Consider the following 21515-nt stretch of genomic DNA (forward strand, 5'->3'; position numbering starts at 1 on the left):
CCTTTATAAGATTGTTTTTATCACGCATGGGCAGTAAGACCCACACCTTAAAACTCAACGTAAGAAAAGAGATTAGGTGGGGGATGAACATCCCCCATTGATTGAAGTTTTACTTTACAAGAAATGAATCTATTAAATTGTATGCTTGTTTTGTAGAGTGCCTGTTATATTTTTCAGTGTACGGATTTAGAAATCCATGTTCACCGTGTAGTTGTTTTATTTCTAATAAAGGATTTTTTTGTTGCTGCAATGTTTGAATTAAAGAGGATACTGAAAAACTAGCTTCTTTTTCAGGGAATATAAGTAGTGTAGCGCATGTAGGCTTTATGTGAACATAGTCGCGTATACGAGAACCGTAACATCCGATAATAAAATCTATTTTCGGATTGTTACTACATAGCCATGAGATGGTAGCTCCAACACTAAAGCCGATAAGTCCAATATGTGTATAACTACTAGAAAGATGAGAAATGAATTCTTCAATTTGCTTTTTTCCATAATCAAATCCAATATGATTTACAAAATGTTCATATGCTTTTTCTTCATCACTATAATGAAATGCATGTTGCGATTGTAGAAGGTTAGGACAGAATACGTCTATATGAGATGAAGTAAAGTGGTTGGTAACGTGATGCATATGGTCGTTCACACCATATATTTCATGAACAATAACGAGAGCTACTTTTTTCTTCATAGTTATATTGTGCCTCTTTGAAACTTAAATTCTTTCTCAACAAGGCAGATACGCAGGTGGAAGTTTTCATACCATTGCTCACGACCTCTTTTTTTCGCTTCTTTATGTAAGGCGTTCTTTTTCCAATTTTCAATCGCATCAAGTGATTCCCAATAGGAAATTGTTATTCCGAGTCCAGAATTACCTCGTGCACTTTCTACACTTAAAAATCCAGGTTGTTGCTTTGCAAGTTTCTCCATTTCTTCGGCAACGGTATTATAGTCTGTTGTATCATTTGATAAATTAGAAGTGAATATAACTGCATAATAAGGCTTGTTTTTTTCTAAATTAGATGCCATTATTATTCCTCCTTAATGTATAGTACGAATAATTAATCCATAGTTTGTATTTTAGCAGGTCATAAAAAGAAAAGAAGTAGAAAATTCTTATTTTTTCAGCTCATGTAAAATAAAAGATTGAAGAAATTTATAATAAGTAATCTGAAAGAAGAAAAATGCCACTTCAAAAGAGAAGTGGCATTTCTTATATTTCCTCTAAGCTATTAACTGGAACAGTTAATTCGCGTCCTGGGTTTTTTACTTCATATATGCGGGCGGTTTCATTGCTTTCATCGACGTGTTGAATCATAACAGGCATGCCTTGAAAACTGACATTGGCTTGTTCCGCTGACACAGAAAGCTCTATTGCACGTTGTATATTCATTTATATTCCTCCCATCATTATTATCTTTGCTAAAAAAGAGGAATAATATACCATTTAGAGACATTCTTAAAGTTTTTGTATTATTTGTAATGTTTCTTTAATAAATGAAGAAAAGATGGAATCAGGATAACCATCTATCGTTTGAACTGCTTCTTTTGCTTCTTTCAGAGCAGCTGGTTTATCTTGAAGTTCTATATGACACAGGGCACGATATGAGCCAGCTGTTAATAACCATGACTGATCAAGTGGATGACTCATATAATCTGGAATATTAGCACGTTTTAATGTTTCCAAAGCTTCCTCGTAACGTTTTAAACCATACAGAGATTTTCCTTTTTCAAGATAATACAATCCATCTTCTTGAAAAATCGGTACATCTTTTAGTTTTTCTCGGAATTGTTCTAAATGTTCTAATGCAATTGTATATTCGTTTGTAACGGTATTGTAGTAATAAGCTTTTAATATATCTATATTTGCAGCGGATAAAGTATCTTCTGTAAAAATGGCAAATTGCTCCGATTTTTTTATGTAATATAAATATCGTTCTTTATCGGTTGTAATGATTTTTTGATAAGATAAAATACGGTAAAATTCATCTGTTTTATAGTACACTTGATGTTTTTTTGAAAATGCAAGTGCATCTAAAATGGTTTTTTCACATTTTTCATAATTACCATATGCGAGTAAAATAATTGCTTCTTTTAAGTATAATTGTATATGTGTAATAAGATCCATTTCTAAATTTTTCGTTTTATATTCATCGCGAATTCTGCTAATCAACTGTAAACATTCTTTATATTTTTTCCGTTTGTAGAGCATATAGTAAAACAGTAGTTTCGTTTCAGTACTTTCACGATACAAAGTATATTTTTCAAATATAGAAACAGCTGTTTCAACGTAATATTCAATATTATAATCGTTCATAATGGCCGCTCCAGTTATGAACTGTTTATATAAACGTGCTGTGTTTAAAGTAAGGGGTAGTTCTTTTTGAACGATAGGTAGTAAAGTCTTGTATACTTCATCGCATTTATTTGATTTTATTAATGGCTCCATTTTTTGAATGAGTTCCACAATTTCTTCTTCATCTTCTTCTAATAAAAAGCTCGTTTCACATTCAAGTTTTTCCGCAATATATTGTAATGTTTTCATAGAAGGTGTAGCTTTTCCATTTTCAATTTGACTAAGCATACTTTTTGTCAGTTCCGAACCTGCCAGTGCTGTTTGCGTAAGCTTTTTATCTTTTCGTAATGCTTTAATTTTTTCACCGAGAGTTGCCATATTATTGCTCCTTTATATTTAAAAAGTTTAATTGTATTTAACTTTTTGTTGTGAAAATTGGAAAGTTGATTATATAATAAGTTTAACACAATTTAACTTTTAAGGGGAGAGAGTCAAAAATGGGAGATATAAGTATAGGAAAACATGATTCAAGAATGAAGATTGCAACTAGAAATATCATTTTAATGATGATTGGAAAAATGACGTCTTTATTAGGCGCAGGTATTTATACGTTCGCAATGGGGTTATATGTATTAAAGACTACTGGTTCAGGGATGGGTTTTGCAATTACGCTCGTTTGCGGATCACTTCCAAGGATGATCTGTGGCCCAATTGCTGGTGCTGTAGCAGACCGTGTGAATCGAAAATGGCTTGTCATTGGTACTGATTTATTAAGTAGTTTAACGATGCTTAGTATGTTTATTCTTGCTACTATATTTGGGCCATCACTTCTTTTTATTTATATTTCAGCAGCATTATTATCAATTTGTGCAAGTTTTTATTCTGTTGCATTAACTTCGTCTATTCCGAGTTTAGTAGATGAAGGACGTATTCAAAAAGCGAGTGCTTTAAATCAAACGGCGGCTTCTTTATCAAATATTTTAGGACCGATTATTGGCGGAGTTGTATATGGTTTCTTTTCAATTAAATCGTTTTTCCTATTAAATAGCATTACGTTCTTTTTAGCGGTTATTTTGCAATTATTTATCGTATTTGATTTATATAAAAAAGAAGCGGCTGAAAGTACAGAGCATTTCTTGACGAGTATAAAAGAAGGTTTTTTATATGTAAAAAGACAACGTGAAATATATGGTTTAATGAAAATAGCATTGTGGGTAAACTTTTTTGCGTGTGGTCTAACAGTTGCACTTCCGTACATTATCGTCCATACATTGCATTTATCTTCAAAGCAACTCGGTACTGTAGAGGGAATGTTAGCAGTCGGGATGCTAATGGGAGCGATTGCTTTATCAGTGCGTAAAGAAGTGAATAATCCGTTTCGTTCTATTTATACTGGACTGTTTTTGTTTGCAGGTTTAAGTTTATGTACAGTCTTTCCGTTGTTAGTTATCATTCCAAAAGTAGCAAGTTTTATTTACTATATTGCTTTTATGATGTTAACTGGTATAGCAATTATGATTGTAAACATTCCAATGCAAGTACATATGCAAAAAACGACAGATCCGAGCTACCTAGGGCGTGTGTTTGGCCTACTTGAAACAATTGCGACTGCAATCGCACCACTTGGTATGATTGTATATGGACTACTATTAGATATGTTGCCAACTAGCATTGTTATGATGACAATAGGCGGAGGGTTATTGTTAGTTGTATTAGTTGGAGTAAAGCAACATATGGCGAAAAAACAAGTAGATGTGTCCGCTTAAAAATAAGAAAATAATAAAAATTTGACTTATTATTATAAAAATGACTAAATTAGTATTTTAGTTTTTGAAACTCTTTTTCATGTATGTTAAAGTAAAGTGAGCTTGCAAAGAAAAGGAGACAACAGCATGAAAAAATTAAGTTTTGTTATGCTTTTTCTATTAGTCGTAATGGCTGGATGTAGCAATTATGACACATATATTGAAACAGGTATGCAATCATTGAAAGATGAAAAGTATAGTGATGCAACAATGTGGTTCGAAAAAGCAGAAAAAGAGAAATCAGGAAATGAAGCGAAATCATATAAAGAAGTTGCTGAGAAAATGGATCACGGAGCAACAGCATTAAAAGATGGTAAGTATTTAGAAGCGAAAGACATTGCAAATGAAGTGTTACAAAAGAAAAAAGATGCTGAACTTGAAAAAGCTGTAACATCAAATGCAGAGAATATGCTTCAAAAAGCAAAAGATGTGGAAGAGAAAGTAAATGAAAGAGTGGCAAAGCGTAGAAAGGTAGAAGAAGAAGGAATCGATAAAATTATTAAAGCTGTCGATAGTATAGATGAAGTGAAAGAAAAAGAGAAGAAAGTATCAGAAGCATTAGATAAGGCTGAAGAGGCGCAAGCAAAAATTGAGGCAAAGAAAAATAAATAGATTTATAGTTTGAAAGGCTGTCGTGCATAACGACAGCCTTTTAATTTTTTGTTGCAAATGAAGTGATGCTCTGTAGTAAAAAAGAAATGATTTTAGAATTCCATCTGTCCTCATGATGAATCGTATAAATGTTACGCTGAAATTCAAATTCAGGGATTGGTATATAGCATAGCTCATTTCGTTGTATTTCTTGCTCGATAGCAAGTTTAGAAATAAAGGCAATTCCATTACCATATTTTAAAATTTGTTTCATCGTTTCTAATGAGTCTAATTCAATTTCAGATTGGAATGTAATGTTGTGCGCCAACGTCCATTGTGTAAGTAAATCTCTCGTTGTAGATGGATTACGATGCAATAGTATGCGTTCCTTTTCGATATTTTGTAACGATACATTGTCTTTCTTTGAAAAATGATGTTCTTTGGAAAAGGCAAGAACAAGTGTATCGGGCATTATATTCGTTTGTTTTAAAAGTGGTTCATCAAATGGAGCAGCGGAAATTATCCCAAGATCGATTTCGTGATTTTGTAGCATCATTCGAATTTCAGGGGCTGTTTTCACTAGTAGCGTTATTTTTATATTGGGAAATTCACATTGAAATTGATGAACGACTTCTGGCAAAAGATAAGTCGCTGGTACATAACTAGCGCCGATTGTTATAGCACCTTTATGAAAATCTTTAAACTCTTGCGTGACACGTCTAGCTTCTTTCATAAGTGCATCTATTTTAGAAGCATAATGATGCAAAGCCTCACCAGCCTCTGTTAAGAAATACCTTCCAGAACGTAATTCGAATAGAGATACACCGAGTTCTTCTTCTAAGCTTTTTATATGAAATGTAATAGTTGGTTGTTTAACGCCAAGTTTTTCTGCAACGATTGTAAGCTTTTTGTATTTCTTAATAAGTACTACAATTTCTAATTTTAAGAGATTCATTATGAATTGCCGCCTTTTTTATTTTAACTATAGAAAAAATCTATAGAAATAAATAGTTTATTAGAAGTTTTTTAATTTAATCTTTACAGTACATTAACATTCAGTATAAATCTTCCATATAGAATGAAAGCAGGTTAAGAATGAGGGGAGAGAGGTGAAGCAATGGATATTACAATTAGTGGATTAGAAAAGGCATTTGGAAAAATACAGGCGTTAAAGACGTTGCAGATTGTAATGAAACAAGGGGAATTCACTACACTTTTAGGACCTTCGGGGTGTGGAAAAACGACTTTACTTAGAATGATAGCAGGGCTTGAAGAACCGGATAAGGGAGAAATATATTTTGGAGACCAGTGCATGTATTCTGCTGCAAAAAAGATAAAGACATCTCCTCATGAACGGAATATCGGTATGGTATTTCAAGATTTTGCTTTATGGCCGCACATGACTGTTTTTGAAAATGTTGCATTTGGTTTAAGAGCTACAAAGCAAACGAATCAATTGCGAGAAAAAGTAGAAGATGCGATAAAGCGAGTTCGCCTGCAAGGTATGGAGAAAAGGTATCCACACGAACTTTCTGGTGGACAGCAACAACGTGTCGCATTCGCTAGAGCAATTGTAACAAAACCTCATTTTATTTTGTTTGATGAACCGCTAAGTGCACTCGATGCAATTTTGCGAGAAGAAATGAGAATAGAGCTTATGGATATCGTTCATTCCATTGGTTTAACTGCACTGTATGTCACTCACGACCAAACAGAAGCAATGTCAATGTCAGACCAAATTATTGTCATGAAACAAGGAGAAGTATTACAAAAAGGAACACCGGAAGATATTTATGTGAAACCGTCGCATGAATTTGTTGCCAAATTTGTTGGTAAGGCGAATTGGCTTGTAGAGGGTAAAAAAATGGTTCGTCCAGAGCATGTGAGCTGGACGAAAAATGAAGTGTGCGAAATGTATACAGGTGAAATTAAGCACGTTACATATGTAGGAGAACGGTATGAAATAAAAGTAAACATGGGGGCACTCGGAATATGGACAGCTTATCACAATAGTAAATTAAGCATCGGTAAACCAGTATCGTTATATGTGCCAAAAAAATGTATTCATCATATAGGGGGAGAGTCATATGAAGAAATTCAGTTCGCTTAAGTCTTTATTTGTATGTACTTTATTATTTTCGGCTGTAGTAACAGGGTGTAGTTCAAAGACAGGCAATGCAGATGCAAAAAGTAAAAATACGACTGAAAAGAAAATTGTTGTATATAGTGCAGGGCCAAAAGGGTTAGCAGAAAAAATTCAAAAAGACTTTGAAAAGAAAACTGGTATAAAGGTGGAAATGTTTCAAGGGACAACTGGTAAAATTTTAGCGAGAATGGAAGCTGAAAAGAAAAATCCAGTCGTTGATGTAGTCGTACTTGCATCATTACCAGCGATGGAAGGATTAAAGAAAGAGGGTCAAACGTTAGCTTATAAAGAAGCGAAACAAGCTGATAAGCTGCGTTCTGAATGGTCAGATGATAAAGGACATTATTTCGGGTATAGTGCTTCAGCATTAGGGATTGTGTACAATACAAAAAATGTGAAGACAGCGCCTGAAGATTGGAGCGATATAACGAAAGGGGAATGGAAAGGAAAAGTGAATCTTCCAGATCCAGCACTTTCAGGTTCAGCTCTAGACTTTGTAACTGGATATGTGAAAAAGAATGGAAAAGATGGATGGAATTTATTTGAACAACTTAAGAAAAATGAAGTTACAGTAGCAGGAGCAAATCAGGAAGCGTTAGACCCAGTTGTAACAGGTGCGAAAGATATGGTAATTGCGGGTGTTGATTATATGACGTACAGCGCAAAAGCAAAGGGTGAACCTGTTGATATCGTATATCCAAAAAGCGGAACAGTTATTAGTCCACGCGCAGCGGGGATTATGAAGGATAGTAAAAATGTAGAAGGCGCAAAAGAGTTTATTGATTATTTATTATCCGATGATGTACAAAAACAAGTTTCTAAAGCGTATTTATTGCCTGGTAGAACAGATATAAAAGCTGAAAATAGACCAAATGTAGAAGAGATTCCAGTATTAAATATTGATTGGAAAACAGTTGAGAAAGAGCAAGATGAAATAGGAAAACAATTTAAGAAAGTATTTCAATAAGATGGTGATTCCATGGTAAATCGATTCGTATCAGTAAGACAAGTTGGAATGACGGTAGCGTTATTGCTTGTGGCGATGTTAATCGTCATTCCCCTTTTTCTTATTTTATTTTCTAGTATATATGAAAATAGCAGTTGGAACTTTTTAAAGCCTTTTGAAGTGATGCAGAGTGGTGGATTAGCTGGGATTTTTCTGAATTCGCTGCTTCTAGGTGTACTCGTTGTAATAGGAGCTACAATATTTGCATTTCCATTGGCGTTTATTATGAGCAAAACAGATGTAGGAAAGTATAGTAAGTTAGATATTGTTTTTATGATTCCATTTATGACACCGCCGTATATTGGATCAATGGGCTGGATTTTGTTCATGCAACCTAACGGCTATTTTGAACAATTTTTTCCGATGCTAAAGACAGTTTCATCATCATTTTTTAGTTTAGGAGGTATGGTCTTAATTATGAGTCTGCATTTATTCCCATTCCTTTATTTCATGTTGAAAAACACGTTACTTCAGATTGGGAGTAGTAAAGAAGAAGCTGCAGCAGTTCATGGCGGAAGTTTTTTCTATCGTTTAAGAAAAATAATATTGCCGTTATTAGTATCAAGTTATGTAATGGGTGCTTTACTCATTTTCGTAAAGACGATTGCTGAATTTGGAACACCGGCTACATTCGGACGTAGAATAGGATTCCACGTGTTAACATCAGAAATCCATAAATTTATTTCGAGTTGGCCAATTGATTTTAGTAGTGCAACAGCATTATCTTCTTTATTACTTAGTGCTTGTATGCTTATTTGGTATATGCAAAATGTATTGAATCGAAAGTATTCATATGCAATGGTTAGTGGAAAAGGTGTGAAATCTAAAAGATATACTTTGTCTATATTTACGCGCGTTGTAGCATGGATGTATGTAATTGGTTTATTAATAGTATCAATTGGAATTCCATACTTTTCTATACTTATTGCTTCTTTGTCAAAATTAAGAGGCGGAGGTTTACATGTAAATAACTTTACAACAAGCCATTATGAGGCATTGTTTACAATAGGATCTCCGGGATTAGAGGCTTTATGGAATAGTTTTCTTTTTTCACTCGTAACAGCGATTATCGCGGTAATGATTGGAGTCTTTTTGGCACTTATGATTCGAAAGGGGAAAAAAACCTCTGAAAAATGGCTTGATATGTGCGGTATGTTACCGAATATGGTACCAGGAATCGTTATGGTTGTAGGTCTTATTCTATTTTGGAATTCACCATATATGCCCCTGTCAATTTACAATACACCAATCATGGTTATCGTAACGTATGTTGTTCTGTTTTTACCTTACACGGTGCAATATGTAAAATCATCACTCGGACAAATTGATGATTCTCTCATACAGGCCGGAAGTATTTTTTCTGGAAATTATATTTATATTTTTAGAAAAATAATATTGCCTCTTATTATCCCGGGTATTCTTGCTGGATGGGCGATGACATTTACAATTTCGATAAGAGAGTTAGTAGCATCGCTTCTCGTATTACCTCCATCAGTAGAAACGTCAGCAACGTTTATTTTTGCTCAATTTGAACAGGGTGAAGTATCTATAGGCATGGCGATGGCCGTTGTTTCTGTTGGACTTACAACAATGTGCTTATTACTGCTGCAACATATGGAGCAAAAACGAAAAGGGGTAGCATGATGAGAGTAGAAGTATGGGGAGGAGCAGGAGAGTACGGTCGCTCCTGCTATTTTGTAAAAAATAAAGAGACGAAAATAGTATTTGATTGTGGTATTAATCGATCTTATGAGGATAGTTATCCAAAAATAGAGAGAGAAGCTGTTCCATTTCTAGATGCGGTATTTTTATCACATATTCATGAAGATCATACGATGGGTTTACCTTTATTAGCGAAGTATGGCTATAAGAAAAAAATTTGGACGACTCGTTATACGAAGGAGCAACTGCCGTTATATTATGAAAAATGGAGAAACTATAATGTGATGCAAGGGTGGGATTTACCTTATAGCGACCAACACATAAAAGATTTAAATTATGTATGTATTGATGAGATTAGCAATCCAAATGAATGGGTACAAATTACTCCTACATTGCGGTTTCAATGGGGATATAGTGGGCATGTATTGGGAGCTGTTTGGTTTTTAGTTGATATGTGTAATACATACGTATTTTATTCAGGCGACTATTCAGCAGAGTCTAATATACTACGAGCTAATTTACCTGAGAAATTGGGCCACAATATAAAAGTCGCAATTGTGGATGCCGCTTATCACACAGATGATGTTTCGCAAAATGAAAGATTAGACGATCTATGTGCAGAAATTGAACGAGTTATGCAAAATAAAGGAATAGCATTATTACCGCTGCCACAACTTGGTAGGGCGCAAGATATAGTATTGTATTTATATGAACGATATAAAGAATTTCCGCTTATAGTAGATAAAGAAATCTTGGCTGGATTTGAAGAGATGTTCGTATATAAAGAGTGGATAAAAAATAATGAAGAATTTAAATGGATTATGGAGAGTTTAAAAAGAAACATAATAGTGATGGATAATGACATTAGTATGCAAAATAGTTACGGAATAGTTGTAATGAGTGATGCGAATATGCAAACGAAACGAGCACAGTTATGCTATGAACAGCTTCGGAATGAAAAGCGGAATGCCGTTATTTTTACTGGGCACATTGCGAAAGGGAGTTTTGCAGAAAGAGTTATGAAAGAACCTGTAAGGAGTACATGTAGGGTGAAGCGAGTTCCGTATAAAGTTCACCAAAGTATAAGAGACGTTAAAGAGATGTTAAATACATTATTACCAGAACATACGGTGCTAGTACACGCTTTGAAAGAGGATACAGATCGATTACAACAAAAGCTAAGTACAGCAGGATATGAAAATGTATATTCACTTGCAATGGAACGTATAGAAGTCATTTAAAATACAAAGGGGATAGGTATATGAAAAAAGTATTTGTATTCGTAAGCATTTTCTTTTGTTGTTTCCTTTATAACGTTAAGGAAGGGTTTACTGCTAGTCCAATGAAACCTAGTTTTGAAGTGAAGTTATTATTAAAGCCAGAACAAGTATTAGGTTATAACAAAGAGATGAAGCAAGAGGTGCTAGAACATTTCCAGGCTGGTACAAAATATGAAAGAATACAAGTGCAATTTTTAGATACTGCAAATAAAAGTTTAAGTGATGAAGGTTGGTTTGCTAGAATTCGAAAGAAAGAATTTAGTAAAGATTTTGAACTAACATATAAAAAAAGATATCCTATTCAAAATGGTGTAATTCAAGATGCACTAGAAGTAGCTAAAAAAGAAGGATTCGATAGTAATACGGATAGTTATGAGGCGGAAATAGATTGGGGATTTGAGAAGAAAACATTAAGCATTTCAAATAAGAAAAGTTACAGTGCTAAAGGATATGGGATACTTGATTTACCAAATGAACAAGCCGCTCAAAACATGTTAATAGAAAAATTACCAGGGAAAATGAACAAATGGTTGTATACAAATTGGGGAGAAGAGATGTTAAAGAATTCCCGTATTTATGGTCCTGTATTAATGAAGCGATATACAGGAGAGTTTGAAAACATAAAAGCAAATATTGAAATTTGGCCATTAAGTAATACTGGGAAATTAGAAGATGACTTCGTAATAGAAGTGTCATTTAAAACAAATGAAGAAAGTATTGCGACAAAACAAAGGGAATTATTAATGGCGAGTTTAGAGAAAAAAGGCTGGTTGTTACCGAAAGATAGTTTGAAGACAGAGCTTATTTTTCAGTAAATAGTAAAAAGGAATCCATATGCCATGGATTCCTTTTTATATATGAGTATTAAGCTAAATTATGTACAGAGATAATAAAGTTGTTTAATTTACAATAAAGTCATTTAAAAAATAATATAGTTGTTTAAAAATCCTTCTTCTACTAACGAGGCAGGTTAGTGGAAGAAATAGCAAGTGCGTTTAACTAGGAGAAGTGTCGATGACATTAAAGAAGACACCGAGGTGTCTTCTGTTTTTTAAATTAAGAATATCGATAAATCAGGATTTATTTACTTAACATTATACTTATTTTCGGACCGAGGCATCTAATCGGTGAGTATATACAAACCAAGTAATGCTTGCTGTTAATAATGTTGACGAAATTAAAGCTGTAAGAACACTATATGTTTGCCAAATAAGTATCGTTGACCAATCGAAGGCAAAAACCATTATACACTGGGCAATCGTAGCGATTAGGAAAATAATTGTTACGATTGTTCTCTATTTTGTCATTGGCTGCTGCTCATTCGTTTTCCTTTTTCTTAATCCTAAGAAAAATAACAGAACGGCTAATAGGCAAAGAATAATTGTGGTAGACGACAAAATGATGTCCAAAAGCTGTGTGCCACTTATCTCATATGACTGAGTTAGATTGCCGTTTAATATATTTTTAACTTGTAGTACCAGGTTTATATTGGTATTTGCGCCGTTGCTCAGTAAGCAGATGGCTGTTCTTTCATTTGGCAGTATGGCTACTTTGGTACTAAAATTTGGATTACGCCCAGTGTGTTCTATAAACGTTTGTTCGGAGGTTACCGACCAACCTGCCGCATAATACATATCATTGACAGCCGAAACAGACATATCACCTCTATGTGATTTTTTGATGGCCCTGTGAAATATTTCGGGTATGTCCTGCACGATACCCATCTGTATGCCCATCCAACGCGCCATATCTTTTGTATTAGAAATGATATAGCCGGCAGGTTTATTCCCAGCATAATCCGGAGCGTTAAATGGAGTTGTTATAAAAAAGGAAGAACGGTAGCCCTGTGCTAACTGTCCAGTGGCTTGAGCATCTTCTTTATAAACATACGTCTGGTGAAGACCTAAGGGTAGAAATACCTGTTCCTTCATAAAGTCTTCATAGCTTTGTCGTGATACAATCTCAATAACCAAACCCAATACGTCATAATTAACGGTTCCATAGTTATATTGTTCACCGGGAGAGAACGCCAATTCTGCATCTACCAGCGTTTCCACAGTCTTTTGCAACATATCAGGCGTATTACCTTGTGGAATATTTTGAAGATGTTTAATATTTGTTAGGCCGCTGGTATGGTGAAGAAAGTTATTTAGTGTAAGGTTTTGCATATCAACAGGTTTACCTTGATACTTTAACGTAAACCAAGGTAAATATTTTTGGATAGGGTCAGTCATTGATAGCAGCCCTTGCTCTTCCAATAGCAAAATCCCCATACCAGTAAAAGCTTTACTCACCGAGGCCAACTCATAGAGTGTATTTTCACTTGCAGACAGGCCCTTTTCAAGATCTGCATACCCAGAAGAAAAGTAGAACACTTCACCATCAGCAAGTATTGAGATTGACATTCCAGGCACACCTGATGTACGACAGGCATCATCTAGCAATGCTTGTATTGCCTCAGATTTCGAATCTGACAACGCATAACTTTGTGTTGCGAATCCTGGGAATAATATAAATATCGTTAATACAAAAACAATAGTCTTTTTCATACACTCTCCTTTTTGAAGAATTATAAGGATATAAATAACTTATTTTTATAACTATAAACTAAATTCTAATTTATCTTTCTATTTACCTATATAATATGAAATAATTGTGAAGAGTTACACTTAAACTAACGGGGGCGTTAGTTCAATAAGAAGTAAACAACTTTATTATTCATTTTTTAAGCATTACATAAGCAGATGGATATAATTTGAAACAACTTTAAAGAGGCTTGCTGCATATAGAATGTAGTAAGCCTCTTATCTTTTTTAGTCAAAATTCAATAACTTTATTATCACTATACAAATCAGCTGACACGAACATATCACTATTTTGAAGATTTTTAGAGCGTAAACTATAAGCAACTACCTTCTTTTTATATTGTTTTACAACATCAACATGCTCTTCATGACTGTAAATATAAAATGTGAAATCTTTTTTACCACGTTTTGCATGGATAATTAAAGGAGTGCCTTCATTATGGGGTGGTGCATAATAGCGATCTAAAAATAAACCTTCGTTAAAATCATGAATAATTTTTGATTTCTGTTCGCCTTCTACGTTATTTCCGTGAATTGTAATAGTCACATTCTCTTCTTCAAGTTTTGGATGTGTTTCGTACTTGCTAATAATGGATTCAATAACAGTGTTAGGAAGGCTAGAAACGATAATTTTAAATGCTCCAAATACAACTAACATTACAATAAACCAAGTCGTCATAGTAATCATCCCCTTTATTCTATTTAATAATATAACTCATATGGTAATAGTACATATGGTGAAGTTTTGTATAATTTGTGAAAAATATGCCATTTTTACGAACGAAATATTAGAAAAATCAATTTTGTTACAAAAAGTTGAAATTGAAGTATTTTAAAAGAAAAAGGTTTATAATAAAAATATAACTAATAACCACATTACTAATTATAAGGAAGTGTAACTATGAGTACTGTAGCAATCGTATATGGTATTATTCTTTCCACAATTATTGTTTTGTTTTTCGTTGGGGTTTCACGTTATATTCATAAATGGAAAGAAGGCGTTGCGAAATTAAATCACATTGAAGAAGAACTTAGTGATTTAATGTTACATCATGGTAAATAAAAAGATAATTTTTTAACGAAACAATGTGAAGAATATCACAAAACATGCTTTTCTAATGAAGGCATGTTTTTTTGTTGTTTAAGAAAAGAAGTATTTTTGTATAAATAATCTAATTATTACTTAAAAAGGGAAATTTATTTAGTATAATATATAATATGTTTATTTTAGGGGGAGTATCATGAGGGGATTAAAAGTTGTTGGAATTATAGCTGGAATTACTATAGTAGGCTGTATAGCTTTCTTTTCAGTGAAGGAATATGTCAATTCCAAAGAAGACTCTAATTATGTGCTAAATTACATAAAAGAACATAAGGATGATAAAACAACTTCTTTAATTGTTAAAAGAAATGGTGAAACATTGACATCAATAAATGAAAAAGAAAAACTACCGCTAGCAAGTATGTCGAAAATCGTTATAGCAATTGAATATGCTAAGCAAGTAGCTGAAGGGAAAATAAGAAAAGACGAGCAAATTTCATTGAAAGAATTAGAAAAATACTATGTGAAAAATACTGATGGTGGTGCACACCCTGCATGGCTAGATGATGTAAAAGTTAAAGAGTTAGTGAAGGGTGGTCAAACTTCTTTAGAAGAAGTAGTGAAAGGAATGATCCATTATAGTTCGAATGCGAATACATCATATTTATTGGACAAGCTTGGAGCAGCGCGGATAAATGAAAGTTTGAAAGAGTTAGGCTTAAATAGTCACGATGAATTTTATCCAACTTATACAGGGGCATTATATATGAGGGGCTATGTTGAAAAAGAACTGCATATTCCTCAAAATAAAGCATTGGACAAGCTACGTAATATGTCTAATGATGAATATGTTAAGCATGTATGGCAAATACATGAATGGATGAAAGACGAGAAAGAATGGACAAAACGCGAGATATCGTTAAAAGCCGATATGGACTTTCAACGTATTTGGTCAGATCGGTTTATAGGTGCAAATGCGAAGGATTACATGAGTTTACTGGAAAAGATAAATAGCAGAAATTATTTTACACCACAAATACAAGGTGAGATTGAGAATATATTTAAAGGAACCGTAGGAGAGGGTATGTTCGAATTTGCTGGACAGAAAGGTGGTTCTACTGCATTTGTATTAACAAATAGTTTCTATGGTACTGATAAAAAAGGGAATAAGATTGAGATTGTCTTTATGATGAACAATTTGAGTGAAAAAGCATTTGAAAAACTTCTAAGTAATATGGATTACTTTATTCGAGACATTGCCATAAGTGAGGAATTCAGAAATAAATTATAATGAAATAATTTTATTATGTAAACAAAAGAGCGCTTATGCAAAGCGCTCTTTTTTAATACAGGATTTTCCAATCTTGTTATTGAATATAAATTGAAAATAAGAAAGGAGGTTGAAAAATGACAACAATATATTTCGTTCGCCATGCCCATTCTACCTATACAAAAGAAGAACGGGAGCGACCTTTATCTGAAAAAGGGTACTTAGATGCAGAGAATGTAACACGCTTATTAAAAGATAAACATATTGAGGTTGTGATTTCTAGCCCGTATAAAAGAGCAATCCAAACTGTACAAGGAATTGCGAATACATATAAATTATCAATACAAACAGAAGAAGATTTGCGTGAAAGATTATTGAGCACAGAGCCGGTATCAAATTTTAATGATGCTATGCAGAATGTGTGGGAAGATTGGAGTTTTGCATACGAAGGCGGAGAATCGAATGATGTCGCACAAAGGCGCGCTGTAATATGTATGCAAAATATATTAAAACAATATGAAGGTAAGAATATTGTAATAGGTACGCATGGAAATATTATGGTATTACTCATGAATTATTTTAATTCGAAATATGATTTTGAGTTTTGGAAAACACTTCATATGCCTGATGTGTATAAATTAAATTTTGATAAAAATCGTTTCATTTCTGCTGAAAGAATAGAGAAAACAGGTCATCGGTTAAATATTTTGTAAAAGTTTATCAAAAAAAGAGGAAAGAGAGAAGTTATTGTAGAAGTATGACTTTGTAACATAAAAAATATATGTTAAAGGAGGCTGTTTACATGTTTGAGAAAGAGAAAGAAGGGCTTATTGAAGTTCAAAACGTATATGAAATTGCACCAGAAGATGGAACAATTATTGGTATGGCAACGGAAGAAGAAATGGAAATTGCTGCTGAACTAGAGTTACAGTACTATGCCCATTCTCGTTTGTTAGAAGCAAATATTCAGTTAGACGGTTCCTCCTACAAAGAGTTACTTCAGGAGTTCCAGGAGTACGAAAGAAAATCAATGAGCTTTTGGCGAGCGATACATAAACGTTTAGCTGTGCCATGGGCGTGGGTACTACGTATTGATGTTGCGAATGGCCCTATATATGTAAGTAATGGAAGTTCATATTACGAAGAAATCGATGATGAAGAAGATTATGAATAGATAAGTAAGGAAGCAGCTTTAGTTGCTTCCTTTTTTTATTTGTAAGAAATGAATCGCCTCAATAATAATATCTGGTCGATCATTTTCTATACCGTGACTCGCATGTTCGGCAAGAATATATTGGTTGTTAGTTGAGAGGTGTAATTGTTCGTGAATTAGTTCTTGCCACATTGCTTCAAGTTGTGTTGCTTCCTCTTTTGGCATGCCGCCATTAGTCAATTGAGTAATAGAATATTGAGGATCTCTACCGATAACGATTAATGGTATTTCTAATGTTTTACATAGCTCTTTTAGTGAGAGAGCACAGTTTTTCCACTCCGATAGTTCAGAAGCTGTCGCTTTATATAATGAAGACGAGGTAGAGAATTCAATTTGCTGTTTTGATTGATCGATGAGCATAGGTTTTAGTTCATTATAAAGTGTGTCTACATCCATTTTGGAATATATATTATATTTTTGAAACCAAACATCATCAGAATCAGTTTGATCAGAAATTGGTAAATGAAGTTCATCTAAACGGTGTAAGTTCATCGAAGTAGAATCAACTAAAATAAGTGCTTGCAGCTTATCTTCATGTAACATTGCAAAATGTTGTGCACATAATCCTCCATAGGAATGACCGATTAGAATAAATGGCTCTTGAATAGCTAGTTTGTTTAGTAACATATGTAGCTCTTTTGTAACTTGCCTTATTGTACGCGGCTGATTGCCTAAATCACTTTTTCCGTAACCTGGGCGATGGTATGAAACAACTGTAAAGTGCTCTGAAAGCTTTTCTATAATAGGAAACCAATCATAAAATGAGCAAGTCATTCCGGTTTGAATGACTACAGTTTGTTTACCAATTCCTTTTATATGTACTTCTATATTTTGCCCCATTATTTCTACAAATTTATGAATGTTAATTCCTCCTAAGCTTGAAATAATTTTTGACAAGCAAAAACGATACACCAAACACCTATACCAAGTAGGACAGATGTACTAAGTGTAAATGAATTTTTTAAACCAATATAGACGATAAATAATAGTAGTGCTGATGCGGGGAATCCATATAATACCCCTAAAGCAAATTGACTCAATTCTTGTTTATTTCCGCCTTCGAATGAAATCCAAAATAGACTAAGTAAACTCACGAGAGGAAGGGCAGCAATAAAGCCACCTATCGTACTGTAATGTTTAGCGACTTCAGTGATAATGCCAATAATAAGTGCCGAAACGATTACTTTAACGAGGAAATGCATATTTTGCCTCCTTCGCTAATAACGAAAATGCTTTTTCAATTAATTGTTGTTCTTCTTTTGATAACTGTGATTCTAATATTTTTATCTTTTCTTTATCTAGTAAAGTATGTTTTTCTAATCCTTCAATTCCTTCAATTGTTAAAGTAAGGTTTACCACTCTTTCATCTTTTTTATTTCTCTCTTTAACGATGAAACCCTTTTGAATAAGGCGTTTTATATGTTCAGACGCTGTGTTATGAGAAAGACTAAGCTCAGTAGCGACTTTTCCAATTGTTATATCTTTCTCACGAGAAACGATTTGTAAAATACGAATTGCTTGGTGGGAAAGGTTGTCCTCGTATTCGTATCGTAAGTGATAATAAATGCTCTCCCAATGTTGATTAATGTTGTTCATAATAATAAATCCCCTTTTTTATATCGTATAGTAAGATATATTCGTTGTTTTAGAAATAAAATCCTTTTATTTGGATAAAAAATGTTGAAAAAGTTTATTTTTATTGAAATATAAGGTAATCTATGTGTAAAGGTATACATTTAGCAAGAGAGAGGATGATAGCTGTGAATACATTCAAATGGATTAGTCATGAACAGATGTATGTAGATGAAATACATGTTGAAAAATGTGGTCCTCTTTCAGTCGGCGTATATGGGGGAAATCAAGAGAGTGATGCATATGAACGAGGAGATGCGGTGCTGGCTTGGTGGGATCCTGAATTACAATTTGAATTTGTTATGATTTTTGATACACATCACAAAACAAAAAATATAGATTATATAATAGAAGCGATTTCGGAAAGAAAAGAAAAACTAAAAGAGTTATTCTCATATCCAATACATTTAGCTTTCCATCATACACATATGTACCTATTAGCGTTATTTACAGATGAGTTATTTATTAAAAAGTGTGATCAAGATGATGAGGAACTCGCTTGCTTAATTTGTTTACGAAAAGGCGAATTTTTATATTGGTTATCAGTTGGTGATTGTTTCGCGTATTTATTCCATTCTGAGAAAACGAAAAATGGAAAAGGACGATTAAATAAACGGAAGAATTACGAATATATTGGTAGGAAAAATATTTTTGCAGCAAATACACCTTGCTTTACGTCAGGTGTAAGAGGATTAGAAAAAGGAATGAATCACATTGTAATGGCAACGGACGGTATTTTAGAGTGTGACAAACGAAGGTTTGATGATGATCAATCTTTAGTAGAAATATTACACGACGGAAATAGCTTGCAGATTGAGCCCGTATTAACAAATGTACTGCAGTGGAAAGGTAGAGACTGTGCCACGATTATTGGATGGTCTATTGATACTGATAATAAACAATGTGCTAATTAATATAAAAGGAGTTCAAGGTTTTTATCCTTGAACTCCTTTTTGTTAAGCAATATGGATGTGATATGTTTTCAACCATTCATTTACTTGTAGCATATACTCCATGGCACTTCTTGCCTCAAAATTGTTAATCTCTTTATTACTTTGATCAGCAATTGAAAGTAAGATGGAATGGTTAATAAGTGAGAAAATAGGATTGTTTTTATTGTTACACATATCAAGTGTTAAATTACGGATTGTTTGTAAGTAGAGTGGATCTTGTGAAGTTGGATAAGCGCTTTTTCTTCTATTGCGTACATCGTCAGGTAAAGCTGGTTGTAGTGCTCTACGTAAAATGCCTTTTTCAATATTATCAATACTTTTTATGTTGAAAGGAACATTCCATAAATATTCAACTAATCTATAATCACAAAACGGTACACGAACTTCAAATCCAACAGCCATACTCATGCGATCCTTACGGTCAAGTAAGAAAGGAAGGAATCTTGTTAAAAATAAATAAAACATTTGGCGTTGTTTCGCGGATTTTTTACTTTCACCTTCAAGAGTAGGTACTTCAAGTATCGCCTCTTGGAATCGTGTATCAATATAGTCTTCTAGATTACATTGGTTACTTACCTCATTTAGTAGAAGAGGAGATGTATTTTTCCAATTTGTTAGCCAAGGAAACTTATCTACATATAGTAGTTCTTCTTGATGAAACCAAGGATATCCACCGAATACTTCATCAGCCGATTCGCCGGATAAAGCTACGGTCGCATCTTTTTTCATTTCGCAAAATAGTAAATATAGTGAAGTTTCCATTTCACCAGCACTCGGTAAATCTTTTGCATGAAGGGGAACGAATAATTGATTTGCTAATTCTTCAGCATTCACAATAATATCATGATGCGCTGTCCCGACATGTTCAGAAACGCGTTTTACCCAAGGGGCATCTAAACCAGTGCGAGCAAATGTCAGTTCGAAGTCTTTTGCGCTATTTACAAAGTCAACAGAATACGTATGAAGTGTTTTATTTTCAGCAGCAAATTCTTTACCCGCAAGTGCAGTAATACCGCTAGAGTCTAATCCGCCTGATAACATACAAACGAGAGGAACATCGGCAATTAATTGTCTTTTTACTGTATCTTGTAAAATAGATAAAATATGCGAAGATGTATCTTCTATAGAGTCTGTATGGAACTTACTTTCTAAATTCCAATACTTCGTAACTACTTTTTTATGACGTGTAAATGTTATAGAATGTCCAGCACGTACTTCTTGAATATTTTTAAAGACGCCACATCCTGGAGTGCGAAATAAGCCTAATCCAAATACTTCATTTATTCCATCCGCATCAATTTCAGCAGGGACAGATGGATGCGCTAATAATGCTTTAATTTCAGAGCCGAAAATAATACTGCCATTTCTTTCTGTAAAAAAGAGTGGTTTTACACCTAAATGATCTCGTGCTAAAAACAATTGTTGCTTCTGATCATCCCATAAGGCAAAAGCGAAAATTCCGTTTAAATGTCGTACGCAGTCTTCTTTCCATTCTAAATAAGCATGTAGTAATACTTCTGTATCTGAATGGGTTTCAAATGCATGCCCACATTTTTGAAGCTGCTCTCTAAGTTCACGGAAATTATAAATTTCTCCATTATAAGTAAGAGCATACGTATAATCACCAGCACGAAATGTTTTTGGCTGCGTTCCTCCTTTAGGATCTATTACGATTAATCGGCGGTGTGCAAAAGCTGCGCGAGGTGAAAACCAAAATCCTTCAGCATCCGGACCACGATGCTGAATACTATTTGCCATCTTTTTTAAAATAATATGTTGATTTGAAAGGTCTTCTTTCCAATCTACCCAACCTGTAATTCCACACATACATATCTCATCTCCTAATTTAAAATAGTAAATTAACGAAATAAAATATACACAAAGTTAAAGAATGACTATATAAATAGTGTACTACATGAACCAAATTGTAGACTTGAGAAAATTTTCTTTGAACGCATAGTTATGTGAGACAATGGCTAAGGAAAAGTATTCCATTACATACAAAAAATAAAAAAGATGAGAGAAAAAATT

23 protein-coding genes and 1 pseudogene are annotated in these 21515 nt (G+C 33.7%); 13 read left to right on the top strand and 11 right to left on the bottom strand.

What is annotated here, in order from left to right:
• Positions 1-109: 109 nt before the first annotated feature.
• From N2V79_RS08655 to N2V79_RS08670, 4 genes are all read right to left on the bottom strand, one after another.
• Entirely contained in the window at positions 110-694 is a 585-nt protein-coding gene (locus N2V79_RS08655) for a dienelactone hydrolase family protein (protein WP_340719778.1), read from the bottom strand.
• A gap of 2 nt (positions 695-696) precedes the next feature.
• Entirely contained in the window at positions 697-1032 is a 336-nt protein-coding gene (locus N2V79_RS08660; protein WP_097924283.1) for an antibiotic biosynthesis monooxygenase family protein, read from the bottom strand.
• 184 nt (positions 1033-1216) lie between these two features.
• Complete coding sequence (locus N2V79_RS08665) at positions 1217-1396, bottom strand: H-type small acid-soluble spore protein (RefSeq protein ID WP_001025734.1); 180 nt, start codon at positions 1394-1396, stop codon at positions 1217-1219.
• Positions 1397-1462: 66 nt separating this feature from the next.
• Positions 1463-2677: a helix-turn-helix domain-containing protein gene (locus tag N2V79_RS08670; RefSeq protein ID WP_071714479.1), complete on the bottom strand. Its 1215-nt coding sequence runs from the start codon at positions 2675-2677 to the stop codon at positions 1463-1465.
• 119 nt (positions 2678-2796) lie between these two features.
• Here N2V79_RS08670 and N2V79_RS08675 point away from each other — a divergent pair, with 119 nt between their 5' ends.
• The gene (locus N2V79_RS08675) at positions 2797-4065 is read left to right on the top strand and encodes an MFS transporter (protein ID WP_071714478.1); all 1269 of its coding nucleotides are present in this window, start codon (positions 2797-2799) and stop codon (positions 4063-4065) included.
• A gap of 126 nt (positions 4066-4191) precedes the next feature.
• Complete coding sequence (locus N2V79_RS08680) at positions 4192-4716, top strand: DUF4398 domain-containing protein (RefSeq protein WP_000736436.1); 525 nt, start codon at positions 4192-4194, stop codon at positions 4714-4716.
• A gap of 40 nt (positions 4717-4756) precedes the next feature.
• Here N2V79_RS08680 and N2V79_RS08685 read toward each other — a convergent pair whose 3' ends face one another.
• Positions 4757-5650 (bottom strand): LysR family transcriptional regulator, encoded by an 894-nt coding sequence (locus N2V79_RS08685; RefSeq protein ID WP_043936912.1) that lies wholly within the window; start codon positions 5648-5650, stop codon positions 4757-4759.
• 162 nt (positions 5651-5812) lie between these two features.
• Between N2V79_RS08685 and N2V79_RS08690 the strand changes: the two genes are divergently transcribed.
• From N2V79_RS08690 to N2V79_RS08710, 5 genes are read left to right on the top strand one after another with little or no spacing between them, the layout of a single operon-like run.
• On the top strand, positions 5813-6805 hold the full coding sequence (locus tag N2V79_RS08690) for an ABC transporter ATP-binding protein (protein ID WP_078994771.1): 993 nt from the start codon (positions 5813-5815) through the stop codon (positions 6803-6805).
• On the top strand, positions 6783-7808 hold the full coding sequence (locus N2V79_RS08695; protein ID WP_000714686.1) for an ABC transporter substrate-binding protein: 1026 nt from the start codon (positions 6783-6785) through the stop codon (positions 7806-7808). The genes N2V79_RS08690 and N2V79_RS08695 overlap by 23 nt, the downstream gene beginning before the upstream one ends.
• 12 nt (positions 7809-7820) lie before the next feature.
• Positions 7821-9491: an ABC transporter permease gene (locus tag N2V79_RS08700; RefSeq protein ID WP_340719779.1), complete on the top strand. Its 1671-nt coding sequence runs from the start codon at positions 7821-7823 to the stop codon at positions 9489-9491.
• A complete protein-coding gene (locus N2V79_RS08705) occupies positions 9488-10750 on the top strand; it encodes an MBL fold metallo-hydrolase (protein WP_167316514.1) in 1263 nt (420 codons plus the stop codon). Before N2V79_RS08700 ends, N2V79_RS08705 begins: the two co-directional genes overlap by 4 nt.
• 20 nt (positions 10751-10770) lie before the next feature.
• Positions 10771-11604, top strand: coding sequence for a hypothetical protein (locus N2V79_RS08710; protein WP_000755327.1), 834 nt, complete (start codon positions 10771-10773; stop codon positions 11602-11604).
• Positions 11605-11889: 285 nt separating this feature from the next.
• On the opposite strand, the pseudogene N2V79_RS08715 reads toward N2V79_RS08710, so the two are convergent.
• Positions 11890-13338, bottom strand: a pseudogene (locus N2V79_RS08715) (serine hydrolase domain-containing protein).
• Positions 13339-13606: 268 nt separating this feature from the next.
• The gene (locus tag N2V79_RS08720) at positions 13607-14053 is read right to left on the bottom strand and encodes a YfmQ family protein (RefSeq protein WP_000214587.1); all 447 of its coding nucleotides are present in this window, start codon (positions 14051-14053) and stop codon (positions 13607-13609) included.
• 40 nt (positions 14054-14093) lie between these two features.
• On the opposite strand from N2V79_RS08720, the gene N2V79_RS08725 reads away from it, so the two are divergent.
• The 5 genes from N2V79_RS08725 (at position 14094) to N2V79_RS08745 (ending at position 16860) form a co-directional block, all read left to right on the top strand.
• Positions 14094-14210, top strand: a complete 117-nt coding sequence (locus N2V79_RS08725) for a hypothetical protein (protein WP_002011946.1) — start codon at positions 14094-14096, stop codon at positions 14208-14210.
• A 65-nt stretch (positions 14211-14275) separates the two neighbouring features.
• A complete protein-coding gene (locus N2V79_RS08730; protein ID WP_000108701.1) occupies positions 14276-14437 on the top strand; it encodes a hypothetical protein in 162 nt (53 codons plus the stop codon).
• Between the two features lie 178 nt (positions 14438-14615).
• Complete coding sequence (locus tag N2V79_RS08735; protein WP_340719780.1) at positions 14616-15707, top strand: serine hydrolase; 1092 nt, start codon at positions 14616-14618, stop codon at positions 15705-15707.
• A gap of 116 nt (positions 15708-15823) precedes the next feature.
• On the top strand, positions 15824-16399 hold the full coding sequence (locus tag N2V79_RS08740) for a histidine phosphatase family protein (protein ID WP_095691113.1): 576 nt from the start codon (positions 15824-15826) through the stop codon (positions 16397-16399).
• A gap of 89 nt (positions 16400-16488) precedes the next feature.
• Positions 16489-16860 (top strand): hypothetical protein, encoded by a 372-nt coding sequence (locus tag N2V79_RS08745; protein WP_000461779.1) that lies wholly within the window; start codon positions 16489-16491, stop codon positions 16858-16860.
• A gap of 18 nt (positions 16861-16878) precedes the next feature.
• On the opposite strand, the gene N2V79_RS08750 is transcribed toward N2V79_RS08745, so the two are convergent.
• From N2V79_RS08750 to N2V79_RS08760, 3 genes are read right to left on the bottom strand one after another with little or no spacing between them, the layout of a single operon-like run.
• Positions 16879-17811, bottom strand: coding sequence for an alpha/beta fold hydrolase (locus N2V79_RS08750; RefSeq protein WP_069355362.1), 933 nt, complete (start codon positions 17809-17811; stop codon positions 16879-16881).
• Positions 17772-18101 carry a DUF3147 family protein gene (locus tag N2V79_RS08755; RefSeq protein ID WP_000545616.1) on the bottom strand — a complete coding sequence of 110 codons (330 nt, stop codon included), beginning with the start codon at positions 18099-18101 and terminating at the stop codon, positions 17772-17774. The genes N2V79_RS08750 and N2V79_RS08755 overlap by 40 nt, the downstream gene beginning before the upstream one ends.
• Positions 18085-18495, bottom strand: a complete 411-nt coding sequence (locus tag N2V79_RS08760) for a MarR family winged helix-turn-helix transcriptional regulator (protein ID WP_001059782.1) — start codon at positions 18493-18495, stop codon at positions 18085-18087. The genes N2V79_RS08755 and N2V79_RS08760 overlap by 17 nt, the downstream gene beginning before the upstream one ends.
• Before the next feature lie 122 nt (positions 18496-18617).
• Between N2V79_RS08760 and N2V79_RS08765 the strand changes: the two genes are divergently transcribed.
• Positions 18618-19445 carry a protein phosphatase 2C domain-containing protein gene (locus N2V79_RS08765; protein WP_002040904.1) on the top strand — a complete coding sequence of 276 codons (828 nt, stop codon included), beginning with the start codon at positions 18618-18620 and terminating at the stop codon, positions 19443-19445.
• 42 nt (positions 19446-19487) lie between these two features.
• Here the strand turns inward: N2V79_RS08765 and asnB are convergent, their stop codons facing one another.
• Positions 19488-21311, bottom strand: coding sequence for an asparagine synthase (glutamine-hydrolyzing) (asnB, locus tag N2V79_RS08770; protein WP_078401035.1), 1824 nt, complete (start codon positions 21309-21311; stop codon positions 19488-19490).
• Between the last annotated feature and the right edge of the window lie 204 nt (positions 21312-21515).

The organism is Bacillus sp. CH_70 (genome assembly GCF_038007045.1).
In the GTDB taxonomy this organism is placed as follows: domain Bacteria; phylum Bacillota; class Bacilli; order Bacillales; family Bacillaceae_G; genus Bacillus_A; species Bacillus_A cereus.